This is a genomic window from Mesorhizobium sp. M0870 (genome assembly GCF_040319775.1).
Classification (GTDB): domain Bacteria; phylum Pseudomonadota; class Alphaproteobacteria; order Rhizobiales; family Rhizobiaceae; genus Mesorhizobium.
Window position 1 is genome coordinate 124164 of the sequence record NZ_JAMYOI010000013.1, and the last position, 14028, is coordinate 138191.

Consider the following 14028-nt stretch of genomic DNA (forward strand, 5'->3'; position numbering starts at 1 on the left):
CTACTCCGCCGCGCCCCTGAAAGCAGTGGCGCCGGTTTCGAACTGCAGCTTGGCCAGCCGCGCATAGATGCCGCCCTTGGCGACAAGGCTTTGATGCGTGCCTTCCTCGACGATCGAGCCGCCATCCATGACCAGGATCCTGTCGGCCTTCAGCACCGTTGCCAGGCGGTGGGCGATGACGATCGTGGTGCGGCCCTGCATCAGCCGTTCCAACGCCGTCTGCACCAGCGTCTCGCTTTCGGCGTCGAGTGCCGAGGTGGCCTCGTCGAGCAGCAGGATCGGCGCGTCGCGCAGGATGGCACGGGCGATCGCCACCCGCTGGCGCTGGCCGCCTGACAGCGTCACGCCGCGCTCGCCGACCTGGCTGTCATACCCGTTCTTGAGCTTGAGGATGAATTCGTCGGCAAGCGCATCCTTCGCCGCCGTCTCGATCTCGGCCTTGCTGGCTCCCGGCCGGCCGAAACCGATATTTTCACGCGCGCTTGCCGCGAAGATGGTGACGTCCTGCGGCACGATCGCGATGCGCTGGCGGACCGAAACGGGATCGGCCTCGCGCACGTCGACGCCGTCGATCAGGATCTTGCCTGTTTCGGGATCGTAGAAGCGCAGGATCAGTGAAAACACGGTGCTCTTGCCGGCCCCTGACGGCCCGACGATCGCCACCGTCTCGCCCGGCATGACCTGAAAGCTCAAGCCATGCACGGCGGCACGGTCCGGCCTTGCCGGGTAGGAGAAGGAGACATTGTCGAAGGCGATCGCGCCCTTGGCGACGGCCGGCAGCGGCTTCGGAGCGGCGGGAGCCTGGATCGCCGGCTTCTCGGCCAGGATCTCGGTCAGCCGTTCGGCAGCACCCGCCGCTTGCGCAAGCTCGCCCCAGACTTCCGACAACGCGCCCAGCGCGCCGGCGGCGAACACCGAATAGAGCAGGAACTGACCGAGCGTACCCGGCGATATCGAGCCTTCGAGCACGTCGCGCGAGCCAAACCACAGCACCGCCACGACGGACGAGAAGATGGTGAAAATGGCGAAGAAGGTAAGGAAGGAGCGCGCGAAGATCGAGGAGCGTGCCGCCTCGAAAGCGGCTTCCACGGCAGCCGAGAAGTGCCCGGTGACCAGCTTCTCATTGGTGAAGGCCTGCAGTGTGCGCACCGCGCCGATCTGCTCGCTGGCATAGGCGGTGGCATCGGCAAGCGTATCTTGCGCCTGGCGTGATTTGCGCCGCACCGAACGGCCGAAAGCGACCAGCGGCAGCACGATGACAGGAATGGCGGCAATGACGAGGCCTGATAGCTTCGGGCTGGTGATGACCATCATCCCCACCGCGCCGAGACCAAGGATGACATTGCGCAGCGCCACCGAGGCCGTCGCTCCGACCGCCGACTTGACCTGCGTCGTGTCGGCGGCAAGCCGCGACACGATCTCGCCGGACTGGGCGGTGTCGAAGAAGGCAGGCGACAGCGTCGTCACATGGGCAAAGACATCGCGCCGGATGTCGGCGACGACGCGCTCGCCCAGCGTGATGACGAAATAGTAGCGGCCGGCGGATGCCGCCGCCAGCAGGGCGGCCATCGCCACCAGGGCGGCGAAATATTCGGCAATGAAGGTAGTGCTGGACGACGAAAAACCATGATCGATCATGCGTCGCACCGCCAGCGGCAGCGCCAGCGTGGTTGCCGCCGCGATGACCAGCGAGATGATGGCGCCGACGACCAGTGTGCGATAGTGCGTGATGTACGGGAACAGGCGCCGGAGCGGCTTGAGCGAACGCCGGCGCTCGTCTGCGCTGGTGATTTGCGCCATCCCGATGTTTCCTCCAGCCGCCCTTGGGGTCTGCGCCTCAATATGCGCTTGCCGCGGCCTTGTGATTCAATTCCGGCTGATGTATAGGCTCGCCGACCGTTTTAGAAGCCGTGGCTCCTCAATAGCTGCGGCTTCGAGTTTTAAAAAGAGGCGCATCGACGCAGGCTTATGCCCGTCGGCAGCGCCGGCAAGCCAGGAACCGAGCCATGAAGAGCGCTATTCATCCCGACTACCACACCATCAAGGTCGTCATGACCGATGGCACCGAATACACGACCCGTTCGACCTGGGGCAAGGAAGGCGATACGATGAACCTCGATATCGACCCGACCACCCACCCGGCCTGGACCGGCGGCCAGCAGACCCTGCTCGACCGCGGCGGCCGCCTGTCGAAGTTCAAGAAGCGTTTCGAAGGTTTCGGCATTTAGGCCAAACGACCTATCGCAGATCAAAACCCGCCTCCGTGGCGGGTTTTTTGTTGCGGCGCGGCGCTACTCGGCCAGCAATTCCCTTAGCGCCATGCGCTTGTAGGCGGCGACCAGCCTGTCGCCCTCCTGGCGCTCGACGGAGATCGCCAGCCGCATGGCGGCCTCGCCCATCTGCCAGACCAGAAACGCCGTGGTGTCCAGTGTCGCCGGATCGACCGCCGGCCGCAGCCGTTTCAGCACCGCGGTGAGGAATTCGGCGTTGGCGCGGCTGTCGGCGAGTTCGAGTTGGCGCAGCGCCTTGTCGGCCTGCGTGCCCGACCAGATGTCGCGCATCACCGGTTCGGCCAGGAACAGCCGGTAATAGATGTCGACTAACTCTGAAAACGCGGACTGCAGGCCTTCGGCGTCGCTGACACTAGCCAGTGCTGCCGAAATGCAGGACTGGCTTTCGGCGGTGTAGCGCTCGGCCAGCGCCCAGATGATCGCCCGCTTGTCCGGAAAGAACTGGTAGAGCGACCCGATCGACACCCCTGCCCGTTCCGCCACCTCCCCCATGCGCATGGCATCGCTGCCTTGCTCGGCGATCAGCGCCGAGGCAGCCGCCAGCATGCGCTCGACCCGCTCGCGGCTGCGCTGCTGGCTCGGCGCGCGGCGCGGTGAAGCAACCTGCTCCCGCGGGGAGACCGGCGCGGCCGTGTCTTCCATGACTGACTCCAATGCCAGCAAAATCGCTTGACTCGCAAAATACGAGGGTTTATCACGTTTTGCAAATGTGAGGATTATTCATGTTTTGACGCGAAGGAAAACACAACGGGCATATGGAGCAAATGACATGATCGCGAAACTTCTTCCCACCCTCATCTTCATTGCCGCACTCGGCTCAGGCGTCGTCGGCGGCGTCTTCTTTGCTTTCTCCAGCTTCGTCATGCCGGGCCTCGCCCGCATGCCGGCCGCAAGCGGCATTGCCGCGATGAATTCGATCAATGTCACAGCTGTAACCCCGCTGTTCATGACAGCGCTGTTCGGCACGGCGCTCGTCTGCATCGTTGTCGCCATCGGTGCGGTGATTGGCTGGAGCCAGCCGGGTTCGCTCTGGCTGATTGCCGGCAGCCTGCTCTATCTCATCGGCATCGTGGTGGTGACGATGATCTTCAACGTCCCGCTCAACGATGCGCTCGCCGCCGTCGATCCAGCCAGCAGCAATGGCGCAGCCCTGTGGCCACGCTACCTCAATGAATGGGTAATGTGGAACCATGTCCGCGCCATCAGCGGCATGGCCGCGCTGGCATCCTTCTGGTTCGCCACGCGTTGACGACGATGGAGCGACCGATGAAGGATCAATACGCAAATATGGCCTTCGGCATGGCAATCGGAGTTGGTGTCGGTGCCGCGATCGGCACCGCTCTGGATGACCTTCCGATGGGCGTTGCCGTGGGTATTGCGATTGGCGCCGCCTTCGGTGCGTGGCCACGCAAGTGACGGCAGCGCCGGCGGCCTCTACGCCTTTGTCTTCCGATCGGAATGACCGAGGTCGCGATCCGGGTCGATGACATCGCGGACCAGCTGCTTCAGTTTGGCCGCGTCCGGAAAACCGCCGTCGCGCTTGCGGTCCCAGACCAGCACGTCATTGCAGCTGATGGTGAAGATGCCCCCAGTGCCGGGCACCAGCGTCACTTCACCAAGGTCCGTGCCAAAGGTCGACAGCAGTTCCTGAGCCATCCAGCCGGCGCGCAACAGCCACTGGCACTGCGTGCAGTAGGTGATGACGACGCAATGCTTCCCTGACGCGTTCATTGGTCCACCTCCAGAACGCGCACGGTCGTGCCGGCAACCCGGTCATGTATTGGCTCGTTGCCGAGTGCGACGGTCAGCGCGATCCAACATGGCCAGAGAATAGCTAGGGCAGACGCGGTAAAGGCGATTACGATTTCCAGTCGGGAATAGTTCAGCATGGGCGCCGGAGCGGTTTTCCAGGTCTGGAAAGCAAAGAAAGCTCCGACCAGCGTGGCGGGTAGATAGCCCAGGAATTTTACCAACTGCCGACAAACGGTTTTTTGCAAAGCGAGGCCTTCCCTATGCCAATCCAGCTCGTCATGGACGAAGAGGGCCAGGACCCCCTTGCCAAGCGACCGACTGAAGGCCCCTTCCATCACAAGAAGATAGGTCGCAAGGACCAGCACTTGGAGAAAGCCTAGATCCAGTGCCGCAGTTCGAAAATTTCCGTTTGAATCAAGGTCTATCGAAAGGGTTGATACTGCCTTCGATTGAGCGTCCGTGCTCGTGCCGGCTGCCCATCTGGCCACCGGAAGACCGAAGAAGGATGTTGCACAAACCTGCCAATCGTAGCGGGAAAGGACAGGATCGCCTGTTCCTTTCAGACTGGCGGACTGGCAGGTTTTCCAGTTCAGCCAGAAGCTGCCTTTCACTCCGCCGTCGGTCATCAGAAACAAGGCCGCAACCAACGCATAAAGAGCGACGAAGATGACAAGGTAGTCGATAAGCGAAGCGAAAAGCCGTCGCCAAAGGCCGCCTGGACGAGGCCAGGTCACTGCAAGTTCAACGCCTTCGTCAGTCATCTTCCCCCTCGCCGACAACCGACTGCGCTACACCTTTGGCGGAAGTCTCAAGCAGCGAGGCCATGCTACCCCGCCTGTAGCGCCGTTGGCCACCACCTTGCAGTCCTATGCCGCGCTGAGCTTGGCCATGGTCTCGTCGTCGACTTCAAAGTTGGCGTAGACGCTCTGCACGTCGTCGTCGTCCTCGAGCGTGGCAACCAGCTTCATCAGCGACTGTGCCCGGTCCTCGTCGACCGGAACATTGTTTTGCGGCTTCCAGATCAGCTTCACCGATTCCGCCTCGCCGAGCGAGGCTTCCAGCGCCTTCGACACTTCGCCGACATTCTCGAAGCCACAATAGATCGTGTGGCCTTCCTCGTCGGTTTCAACGTCATCGGCACCGGCTTCGATCGCCGCATCCATGATCTTGTCGGCGCTGCCGGCCGATGCCGGATAATAGATTTCGCCGGCACGGTCCCACATGAACGACACCGAGCCGGTTTCGCCCATTGCCCCACCGGCCTTGGTGAAGGCGGCGCGCACATTCGAGGCCGAACGGTTGCGGTTGTCGGTCAGCGCTTCGACGATGACGGCGACGCCGCCTGGGCCATAGCCCTCATAACGCACGGCTTCGTAGCTCTCGGCATCGCCCATCGAGGCCTTGTTGACGGCACGCTGGATGTTGTCCTTCGGCATCGACACCGCCTTGGCGTTCTGGATAGCCAGCCGCAGGCGCGGATTCATCGATGGATCGGGCGTCCCGCTCTTGGCGGCGACGGTGATTTCGCGCGCCAGCTTGGAAAACATTTTCGACCGCACCGCATCCTGGCGGCCCTTGCGGTGCATGATGTTCTTGAACTGTGAATGGCCAGCCATGGCACCCCTGTCGTCTTCTCGGCTAGAGCATCCCGAAGCGAAGTGATCTGACCTCGTCTGCCGCAATGCCCGAATTCAAAATTTCAGAGCGTCCCAGGTGCAACTCGTGGAAGCACGGCGTTCTCTGTCGGAATGGCCGGCTTATAGATAAATCGGCTCAATTCGTCCAGCCGCACCGCGCAAGACATGGCACTGCATGGCATGCTGCGACCGCTCACGCCTCGAGATCCGACTTCAGCCGGTCGATGATGCTGAGCGCATGACCGGCATACTGGCTGATCCAGCGATCATGGATCTGCTTGATCGGCAGCGCGTTGAGATGGTTCCAGCGCTCGCGGCCGTCGCGCCGCGCAACGATCAGGTCGGCCTCCTCCAATACGTTGAGATGCAGCATGACGGTGCAGCGATCGATGTCGGGAAAGGCCTCGCACAGCATGCCGGTCGTCTTCGGCGTGTCCTTCAGCTGATCCAGTATTTCACGCCGGCGCGGATGCGCCAGCGCCTTGAAAACATTGTCGTCTTGCGATCGGCTTGACATGTTATGTTTCTATAACATATTGTTGGGCCGATCAAGGGAAGGAGTTGTGGATATGTCACTTGGATTCAGCGTTTCCGGACGCATCGGCAAGCCGGTCGCCGACGTCTTCGACGCGGTCGTCAATCCGAAGAAACTGAGCGGCTATTTCACCACGATCGGCGGCGCCAGCGCCCCGCGGAAAGCTGGCGCCAGCGTCGTCTGGTGGGGCAAGGTGCCGGTCGAGGTCGACGAAGTGGTCAAGGACAGCCGCATCGTGCTGCGCTGGGATGCCACCGACGACGGCAAACCCGCCTACAAGACCCGCATCGAGATGAATTTCGAGCCGCTGGACGATGGCGGCACCTTCGTCACCATCGCCGAGAGCGGTTGGCAGGAAGGCGCGGTCGGCCTGAAGAAGTCCTACCTCAATTGCGAGGGCTGGTCGCAGATGCTGGCCTGCATGAAGGCCTATGTCGAGTACGGCATCAATTTGCGCGACGGCTACTACCGCAGCGAGATGAAGGGCGAACCCGCCAACGAGACCAATATCTGAGCGGCCCCCATATCTGAGCGCCAGGGAGCAAGACGGAGGTCAACGATGAAGAAAGTAACGCCATTCCTGATGTTCGAGGGCAAGGCCGAAGAGGCAATGACCCTCTATTGCGAGACCATTCCCGGCAGCAGCGTCCTTGACGTCACACGCTACGGCCCCGGCGAAGACGGCCCGGACGGCACGGTCAAGCTTGCGCGCGTGTCGATCGCCGGCCTGGAAGTCATGATCTTCAATACCCCCGTCAACCACGCTTTCACCTTCACGCCGTCGGTCTCGCTGTATGTGGACTGTTCCGCCGAGGACGAACTGGACCGGATTGTCGAGACACTGGCCAAGGACGGTGGATTTCTGATGCCGCCCGACAATTACGGCTTCAGCTTCCGTTTCGCATGGCTCAACGACAGGTTCGGGGTCTCCTGGCAGGTCAATCTCGCATAACCAGCCTGGGCAAGGGCGACCAACAACAGCTGAACACGACAAGGGAGCCAGCAATGACCGCGACAATCACCGGCGGCATCAACATCGCCATGAAGGTGCCGCCGCACCAGTATGAGGCGACGATCGCCTTCTACCGCGACGTCGTCGGCCTGAAGCCCTTTACAGACAAGGCACCGGCCATCGGCTTCGAGCTTGGCCCCAACCGCCTGTGGATCGATAAGGCGCCGATGATGAGCCACGCCGAAGTGTGGCTGGAGCTGTTCACCAAGGATTTCCCCATGGCTGCGGATCATTTAGCCAAGGCTGGCGTTGTGCGTTGCGATGCCATCGAGCCACTGGGCGAGGGCTTCCGCGGCGGCTGGATCACCAACCCCGCCAACATCATCCACATGCTGCGCGAACCGGACGCCTGGTGAACGCCAAGCCTCGAAAGGAGCATCCGATGGACATCCGCGAAAAGCCAACCGCCGCGGCCGGCATGCTGATCCGGCGGCCTGTCGCCGATGTATTCGAGGCCATCGTCGATCCGGCCACAACCACGAAATTCTGGTTCACCCATGGCAGCGGCCGGCTGGACAGCGGCAAGCAAGTCCTCTGGGAGTGGCGCATGTACGGTGTCTCGACGACCATCGACGTCAGCGAGATCGTCGCGAATGAAAAGATCGTCATGCAATGGAGCGATCCGCCAACCACCGTGGTCTGGAGCTTCACCGAAATGCCAGGCGGTACGACCTTTCTCGAGGTTCGCAACTTCGGCTTTGCCGGCAATGGCGACGAGCAGGTAAAAGAAGCCATCGGCTCAACCGGCGGCTTCACGCTCGTGCTGGCCGGCGCCAAGGTCTGGCTTGAGCAGGGCCTGACGCTCGGCCTGATCGGCGACCGCCACCCGAAGGGCGTGCCGGCTAACTAAATCGGATCAACCTCGCCGCTTTTCCTGTTCGGTCACATGATGGCGAAGTACGCGATTGATTTCGGTTTGATAGCCACCGCCTCCGACATGTTCCTTAAACCAGGATAGCACATCGGCATCGAGCCTAATGGTGACCGGCTGCTTGAGTGGTCGGTAAAGATGTCCACGGCGAGCATGAATCCAGTTCTCGGCCGGAGCTTCTGGAATGTCCGAGGTATCAATCTCGCTGTCGGGCAAATCGGCCAGCTTGGCAAGTTGATTGCGCAGATCCTGGCTAAGGTCCTTCCTGTTCATAGCGCTTCCTTTCATGCGTTGTCGCTTTCCGAGCACCAACGATCCGAACCCGTTCTTCATCTTCGCGACCGGGGTAGGTATGCACAACCAGCAATACCGCGACAGCCTCAATCATCCCGATCGCGTGCCATCGTTGCTCACCATCTTCAAACCGGTCAGGCACGATGAGATGGAGCGGATCATCGAACACCTTTCGTGCAAGATCAAAGGCGATGCCGTGCTTGGCAAGATTGCGCCTCGTTTTTTCAGGATCCCATTCAAACTGCAAAGTAGCACCATCGACTACAGTATTGTATGTACAAATCCGTAAAAGTCAATCCAAACGCGGCATGCGCCCAAGCCCAAGCTCAGTGCCCGCCACCCGATTTCGCCTTCCTACGTCGCCGCGCCAGCATGTTGAGTCCCTCGACCAATGCCGAAAAGCCCATCGCCGCATAGATGTAGCCCTTGGGCACATGGTAGCCCATGCCGTCTGCGATCAGTGTCATGCCGATCATCAGAAGGAAGCCCAGCGCCAGCATGACAATGCTCGGGTTCTTGGCGATGAAGTTGGCCAGCGGCCCGGCCGCCAGCATCATCACGCTCACCGCCACGATCACGGCGATGTACATGATGGCGATCTCGTCGGTCATGCCGACGGCGGTGATGATCGAATCGATCGAGAAGACCAGGTCGAGCAGCAGGATCTGGAAGATCGCGCCGGCAAGGCTGATCTGCAGCGTCTCGCCCATCATCGTATCCTTGTGGTCGTCGGGATCGACCGTGTGATGGATCTCCTTGGTCGCCTTCCAGACCAGGAACAGGCCGCCGGCAATCAGGATCAGGTCGCGCCAGGAAAAACCGTGGCCGAAGGCCGTGAACACCGGCGTGGTCAGCTGGACGATGATCGAAATGGTGGCCAGCAGCACCAGCCGCATGATCAGCGCCGCCGAGATGCCGAGCCGGCGGGCACGGGCCCGTTGTGCTTCCGGCAGCTTGTTGGTCAGGATCGAGATGAAGATCAGGTTGTCGATGCCGAGCACGACCTCGAGCACAATCAGCGTCAGCAGCGCGACCCAGGCGGTCGGGTCGGACACGAATTGGAAATGCGGCGCCAGGAATTCGATGAGCTGCATGGAGGTCGTCCCCTCTTTTAACGATCTAGAGCAGTGTCGCCGGCAGTTAGGTACTAAGCGTGCCTATATCAATGTCAGGACCAGAAGGACGGTGCGGTTTCTTCCAGCCGTGGCCCGCGACGAAACGGCGCGATCCGCTCGGTCAGCCCTGTGCGGTCGGAAATATCGACGCCAACGCCGCACAAGGTCGCCGGTCCGGTCGCCGCCTCGAAGCGGCCTTTCGGCACCTTCGACAGGAACCGGTTGAGCGGCTCCTCCTTGTCCATGCCGAGCGAGGAATCGTAGTCCCCGCACATGCCGGCGTCGGACATATAACCGGTGCCGCCGTTGAGGACCTGGTGATCGCCGGTCGGCTGGTGGGTGTGGGTGCCGACGACGAGGCTGGCGCGGCCGTCGACGAAATGCGCGAAGCACATCTTTTCCGAGGTCGCCTCGGCGTGGAAGTCGATAATCACGGCATCCGCCTGCTCGCCGAGCGGACAGGCGGCAAGCTCGCGTTCGCCGGCCTGGAACGGATCGTCGAGCTCGGGATGCATGAACACCCGGCCCATGATGTTGGCGACCAGCACGCGCGCGCCGCTCCTGGCGATATAGACACCGGAGCCGCGCCCGGGCGTGCCCTTGGGAAAGTTGGAGGGACGCAGGAAGCGCTCTTCGCGCGGCGCGAAGGCGAGCGCGTCGCGTTGGTCCCAGACATGGTTGCCGGTGGTGACGACATCAGCACCAGCGGCGATCGTCTCGCGAAAGATATCTTCGGTGATGCCGAAGCCGCCCGCGGCGTTCTCGCCATTGACGATGACGAAATCGAGTTTGAAGTCGGAGATCAGGCCGGGCAGTTGTTCCCACACCGCCGTCCGTCCTGTCTTTCCAACCATGTCACCGAGGAAGAGAAGTCTCATATGATCCCGCACCGAAGGTCAGCGAAAGCTGCATGACGCCAGTGAAGATCATGCGTCCCTTGTACTTATCTACAATTTTGGCGCGAAGCGGCGCAACCCGCTCTCGGTCAGTATTTCCGGAATGACGACGTCATGTTCCTCATCCGGCACCATTGCCACCTCCTGGCAGTCGAAGGCGATGCCGACCAGCCGCGGCGGCTGTCCCTTGTCGATCAGCTTGGCGATGGCGCGGTCGTAATAGCCGGCACCATAGCCGATGCGATGGCCGCGCGCATCGAAAGCGGCGAGCGGCACCAGCATCACAGAGGGGTCGAGCACCTCGGCTTCCTCGTGAGGGCCGACCGTGCCGAAACCCATCTCGACCATCGGCGCGCCGCGCACCAGTTCGCGAAAGACGATGGTGGTCTTGTCGAGAATGGCCGGCAGGCAAAGCCGCGCGCCCTTTTCACGCAAGGCAAACATCAACGGCCGAACGTCGACTTCGGAACGCATCGGCCAGAAGCCGGAAACGATCTGGCCCGGCTCGACGTGGAGGAGATCGCGTGCCGTCTCGGCCATTTCAAGCGCGACCTCCACCCGCCAGAATTCATCGAGCGCATCGCGGCGTCCGAGGGCCTCACGGCGAAGCTGCTTTTTCAGGTCTTTGAGAGAGGTCATTCAGCCAGGCTAGAAAAGGTCAGATCTGGATGGAGTTTTGGGAGCGACGTTTTCCACCGCAATCATCCACCGAAATGCGGGACGCGTGGCAATAAGTGACGATCCACACAACCGGTGGAGAGAGCGATCCCGGGAACCTACAAAGTAGGTGGGCGCCGTGTGAGAAAACCCACGGGTCTTCCCAGGGACAGCTCCCTAAGGATCGTTAAGGCCCCGGGGAAAATGTTCTCCTGCCGGGAAGCACAGACCGTCCCGCCCAATATAGGCTGCCGGCCGGCTAAGCGCCAGTGAGACGGGCATATGTTTCCATCAGGGTTCAAGCCCATTCGTCGCGGCCGGCGCACCCTTGCACGGGGTGAGCCGCGTCCTTACGGTTGCCATGATCAACCGAGGAGCAAGAATGCGTTTCGAAGGCACGGCGGCCTATGTCGCCGACAAGGATCTGATGGTGGCCGTCAACGCGGCGATCGCGCTGGAGCGGCCCTTGCTGGTCAAGGGCGAGCCAGGCACCGGCAAGACGGAGCTGGCCCGCCAGGTGGCGTCAGCACTTGGCCTCGACCTCATCGAATGGCACGTCAAGTCGACCACCAGGGCGCAGCAGGGCCTTTACGAATATGACGCCGTCTCGCGCCTGCGCGACAGCCAGCTTGGTGACGAGCGCTTCAACGACATCAGGAACTACATCAAGCGCGGCAAGCTCTGGGAGGCGTTCGCCGCCGGCAGGAAGGTCGTGCTTTTGATCGACGAGATCGACAAGGCCGACATCGAATTCCCCAACGACCTCCTGCAGGAACTCGATCGGATGGAGTTCTTCGTCTACGAGACCGGCGAAACCATCCGCGCCGCCGTCAGGCCGATCGTCATCATCACCTCCAACAACGAGAAGGAGTTGCCGGACGCGTTCCTGCGCCGCTGCTTCTTCCACTACATCCGCTTTCCCGACGTCGACACGCTGCATAGAATCGTCGATGTCCACTATCCCGGCATCAAGCAGAACCTGGTGCGCGCGGCGCTGACCCAGTTCTACGAAATCCGCGACGTGCCCGGCTTGAAGAAGAAGCCGTCGACCTCCGAGGCGCTCGACTGGATAAGGCTGCTGGTCGCCGACGACATCGCGCCGGAAGATCTGCGCGCCGATCCGAAGAACGCCCTGCCCAAGTTGCATGGCGCATTGCTGAAGAACGAGCAGGACGTGCATTTGTTCGAGCGGCTGGCGTTCATGGCACGAAGGCAGCAATAGGTAGCAGCAGCGCTTTCGCTTCTGTGGACCGTTGCCAGCAGCCGAACAGGCAGGCAGCCTCGGCCAAACCTTCAGAGGAGATGACATGGCTGAGATTATCGTCCGCCCGCTCGCGCAGTCCGACCGCGCCGATTGGCGGCGGCTGTGGACCGACTACCTCACCTTCTATGAGACGAAGCTGCCGGAAGAGGTCTACGCCATCACCTGGAAGCGGCTGTTCACCGAGGGTGAGTTCGAGCCGAAAGGCTTCATCGCCACGCTGGACAGCAAGGCGGTTGGCCTCACCCACTATCTCTACCACCGCTCAGGCTGGTCGGAAAAAAACAACTGCTATCTGCAGGATCTGTTCGCCGACCCTGACGTGCGCGGCAAGGGCATTGGTGCTGCGCTGATCGAGGCAGTAAGACAAGAAGCCGCGAAAATCGGCGTCAAGAACGTTTACTGGATGACGCACGAAACCAACACCACCGCGCGCAGACTCTACGACCATGTCGCGCGCCGCACCGGCTTCATCGAGTATGATCTGCTGTAGATAGACAATGTTCATCCCCTTCTTCCTCGAACTGAAGGCCGCGCGTGTTCCCGTTTCGCTCAGGGAATATCTGTCGCTGCTGGAGGGACTGGAAGCCGGGCTGGTCGACTACGACGTCGAAGGTTTTTATTACCTCGCCCGTGCGGTGCTGGTGAAGGACGAGCGCCATATCGACCGCTTCGACCAGGTGTTTGCGCATGTCTTCAAGGGCATCGAAGCGCTGGGCGGGCCGGATGCCGTCGATGTCGCTGACATTCCCGAGGAATGGTTGCGCCGCATCGCCGAAAAGCACCTGACCGACGAAGAGAAAAAACTGGTCGAGGCGCTGGGCGGTTTCGAGAAATTGATGGAGACCTTGAAGCAGCGGCTGGACGAGCAAAAAGGCCGCCACCAGGGCGGCTCGAAATGGATCGGCACCGGCGGCACCTCGCCCTTCGGCGCCTATGGCTACAATCCCGAAGGTGTGCGTATCGGCCAGCATGAAAGCCGCAACCGCCGCGCGGTGAAGGTGTGGGACAGACGTGAGTTCAGGAATTTCGATGATGCCGTCGAACTCGGCACCCGCAACATCAAGATCGCGCTGAAGCGCTTGCGTCGCTGGGTGCGCGAAGGCGCCGAGGAGGAATTCGACCTGCCCGGCACCATCCACGCCACCGCCGAACATGGCTATCTCGACGTGCAGACGCGGCCCGAACGGCGCAACGCGGTGAAGCTTTTGATGTTCTTCGATGTCGGCGGCTCGATGGACGACCACATCAAGAGCGTCGAGGAGCTGTTCTCGGCCGCCCGCGCCGAATTCCGCCAGCTCGAATATTTCTATTTCCACAACTGCCTCTATGAGGGTGTGTGGAAGGATAATCGCCGCAGGCATGCCGAGGTGATTCCGACCTTCGACCTCCTCCACAAATATGGCCCGGACTACAAGGTGATCGTCGTCGGTGACGCCTCGATGAGCCCTTACGAGATCGCTCATCCCGGCGGTTCGGTCGAGCACTGGAATCCGGAGGCAGGCAGTGTCTGGCTCGGCCGTCTGCTGCAGCAATGGCCGAACGCGGTATGGCTGAACCCCGAAGACCCCAAGAACTGGGGCTACACCCATTCGACTGCGATGATCCGCGACATCTTCGGCGGCCGCATGTTCCCGCTGACTTTGGCCGGGCTTGAGGGCGCGACCAGGCAGCTTTCAAGAAAACACTGAAAGACTGACAGGAGAT

21 protein-coding genes and 1 other RNA gene are annotated in these 14028 nt (G+C 61.5%); 10 read left to right on the forward strand and 12 right to left on the reverse strand.

Translation table 11 applies throughout. From position 1 onward, the window contains the following. Positions 1–1800, reverse strand: a complete 1800-nt coding sequence (locus tag NKH97_RS17685; RefSeq protein ID WP_352798206.1) for an ABC transporter transmembrane domain-containing protein — start codon at positions 1798–1800, stop codon at positions 1–3. Positions 1801–2006: 206 nt separating this feature from the next. On the opposite strand from NKH97_RS17685, the gene rpmE reads away from it, so the two are divergent. Beyond that, positions 2007–2228 carry a 50S ribosomal protein L31 gene (gene rpmE, locus NKH97_RS17690; RefSeq protein ID WP_023811830.1) on the forward strand — a complete coding sequence of 74 codons (222 nt, stop codon included), beginning with the start codon at positions 2007–2009 and terminating at the stop codon, positions 2226–2228. Positions 2229–2291: 63 nt separating this feature from the next. Here rpmE and NKH97_RS17695 read toward each other — a convergent pair whose 3' ends face one another. Continuing rightward, on the reverse strand, positions 2292–2933 hold the full coding sequence (locus NKH97_RS17695) for a TetR family transcriptional regulator (protein WP_352798213.1): 642 nt from the start codon (positions 2931–2933) through the stop codon (positions 2292–2294). 127 nt (positions 2934–3060) lie between these two features. On the opposite strand from NKH97_RS17695, the gene NKH97_RS17700 reads away from it, so the two are divergent. Both NKH97_RS17700 and NKH97_RS17705 read left to right on the forward strand, forming a co-directional pair. Then, a complete protein-coding gene (locus NKH97_RS17700; protein WP_352554264.1) occupies positions 3061–3540 on the forward strand; it encodes an anthrone oxygenase family protein in 480 nt (159 codons plus the stop codon). A 5-nt stretch (positions 3541–3545) separates the two neighbouring features. Then, a complete protein-coding gene (locus NKH97_RS17705) occupies positions 3546–3707 on the forward strand; it encodes a glycine zipper domain-containing protein (protein WP_502895188.1) in 162 nt (53 codons plus the stop codon). A gap of 18 nt (positions 3708–3725) precedes the next feature. Here NKH97_RS17705 and NKH97_RS17710 read toward each other — a convergent pair whose 3' ends face one another. The 4 genes from NKH97_RS17710 to NKH97_RS17725 all read right to left on the reverse strand — a co-directional run bounded on the left by NKH97_RS17710 (position 3726) and on the right by NKH97_RS17725 (position 6197). Beyond that, entirely contained in the window at positions 3726–4022 is a 297-nt protein-coding gene (locus NKH97_RS17710; protein WP_023811826.1) for an Rdx family protein, read from the reverse strand. Further along, on the reverse strand, positions 4019–4804 hold the full coding sequence (locus tag NKH97_RS17715; protein ID WP_352772971.1) for an RDD family protein: 786 nt from the start codon (positions 4802–4804) through the stop codon (positions 4019–4021). The genes NKH97_RS17710 and NKH97_RS17715 overlap by 4 nt, the downstream gene beginning before the upstream one ends. Positions 4805–4909: 105 nt before the next feature. After that, positions 4910–5659 carry a YebC/PmpR family DNA-binding transcriptional regulator gene (locus NKH97_RS17720; RefSeq protein WP_352722980.1) on the reverse strand — a complete coding sequence of 250 codons (750 nt, stop codon included), beginning with the start codon at positions 5657–5659 and terminating at the stop codon, positions 4910–4912. A 214-nt stretch (positions 5660–5873) separates the two neighbouring features. Beyond that, a complete protein-coding gene (locus NKH97_RS17725; protein ID WP_352629176.1) occupies positions 5874–6197 on the reverse strand; it encodes an ArsR/SmtB family transcription factor in 324 nt (107 codons plus the stop codon). A gap of 52 nt (positions 6198–6249) precedes the next feature. On the opposite strand from NKH97_RS17725, the gene NKH97_RS17730 reads away from it, so the two are divergent. The 4 genes from NKH97_RS17730 to NKH97_RS17745 are packed head-to-tail and all read left to right on the forward strand — an operon-like array spanning position 6250 to position 8077. Further along, positions 6250–6729 carry an SRPBCC domain-containing protein gene (locus NKH97_RS17730; protein WP_352629174.1) on the forward strand — a complete coding sequence of 160 codons (480 nt, stop codon included), beginning with the start codon at positions 6250–6252 and terminating at the stop codon, positions 6727–6729. A gap of 45 nt (positions 6730–6774) precedes the next feature. Beyond that, on the forward strand, positions 6775–7167 hold the full coding sequence (locus tag NKH97_RS17735; protein WP_023811821.1) for a VOC family protein: 393 nt from the start codon (positions 6775–6777) through the stop codon (positions 7165–7167). 53 nt (positions 7168–7220) lie between these two features. Next, positions 7221–7583 (forward strand): glyoxalase/bleomycin resistance/dioxygenase family protein, encoded by a 363-nt coding sequence (locus tag NKH97_RS17740; protein WP_023811820.1) that lies wholly within the window; start codon positions 7221–7223, stop codon positions 7581–7583. Positions 7584–7609: 26 nt separating this feature from the next. Then, positions 7610–8077, forward strand: coding sequence for an SRPBCC family protein (locus NKH97_RS17745; RefSeq protein WP_352629170.1), 468 nt, complete (start codon positions 7610–7612; stop codon positions 8075–8077). 6 nt (positions 8078–8083) lie between these two features. Here the strand turns inward: NKH97_RS17745 and NKH97_RS17750 are convergent, their stop codons facing one another. From NKH97_RS17750 to ssrS, 6 genes are all read right to left on the reverse strand, one after another. Beyond that, positions 8084–8371, reverse strand: a complete 288-nt coding sequence (locus NKH97_RS17750) for a BrnA antitoxin family protein (RefSeq protein WP_023811818.1) — start codon at positions 8369–8371, stop codon at positions 8084–8086. Then, the gene (locus tag NKH97_RS17755) at positions 8352–8639 is read right to left on the reverse strand and encodes a BrnT family toxin (protein WP_352798223.1); all 288 of its coding nucleotides are present in this window, start codon (positions 8637–8639) and stop codon (positions 8352–8354) included. The genes NKH97_RS17750 and NKH97_RS17755 overlap by 20 nt, the downstream gene beginning before the upstream one ends. A 79-nt stretch (positions 8640–8718) precedes the next feature. Next, complete coding sequence (locus NKH97_RS17760; RefSeq protein ID WP_031213449.1) at positions 8719–9486, reverse strand: TerC family protein; 768 nt, start codon at positions 9484–9486, stop codon at positions 8719–8721. A gap of 74 nt (positions 9487–9560) precedes the next feature. Then, on the reverse strand, positions 9561–10385 hold the full coding sequence (locus tag NKH97_RS17765; RefSeq protein WP_023811815.1) for a TIGR00282 family metallophosphoesterase: 825 nt from the start codon (positions 10383–10385) through the stop codon (positions 9561–9563). 69 nt (positions 10386–10454) lie between these two features. Next, the gene (locus tag NKH97_RS17770) at positions 10455–11042 is read right to left on the reverse strand and encodes a 5-formyltetrahydrofolate cyclo-ligase (RefSeq protein WP_023811814.1); all 588 of its coding nucleotides are present in this window, start codon (positions 11040–11042) and stop codon (positions 10455–10457) included. A gap of 96 nt (positions 11043–11138) precedes the next feature. Further along, positions 11139–11294, reverse strand: a non-coding RNA gene (ssrS, locus tag NKH97_RS17775) — 6S RNA. A 148-nt stretch (positions 11295–11442) separates the two neighbouring features. Here ssrS and NKH97_RS17780 point away from each other — a divergent pair. The 3 genes from NKH97_RS17780 to NKH97_RS17790 all read left to right on the forward strand — a co-directional run bounded on the left by NKH97_RS17780 (position 11443) and on the right by NKH97_RS17790 (position 14012). Next, the gene (locus NKH97_RS17780) at positions 11443–12282 is read left to right on the forward strand and encodes an AAA family ATPase (protein ID WP_023811813.1); all 840 of its coding nucleotides are present in this window, start codon (positions 11443–11445) and stop codon (positions 12280–12282) included. Between the two features lie 85 nt (positions 12283–12367). After that, positions 12368–12814 (forward strand): GNAT family N-acetyltransferase, encoded by a 447-nt coding sequence (locus NKH97_RS17785; RefSeq protein ID WP_352798229.1) that lies wholly within the window; start codon positions 12368–12370, stop codon positions 12812–12814. 7 nt (positions 12815–12821) lie between these two features. Next, positions 12822–14012, forward strand: a complete 1191-nt coding sequence (locus NKH97_RS17790) for a vWA domain-containing protein (protein WP_352611383.1) — start codon at positions 12822–12824, stop codon at positions 14010–14012. Positions 14013–14028 lie beyond the last annotated feature (16 nt).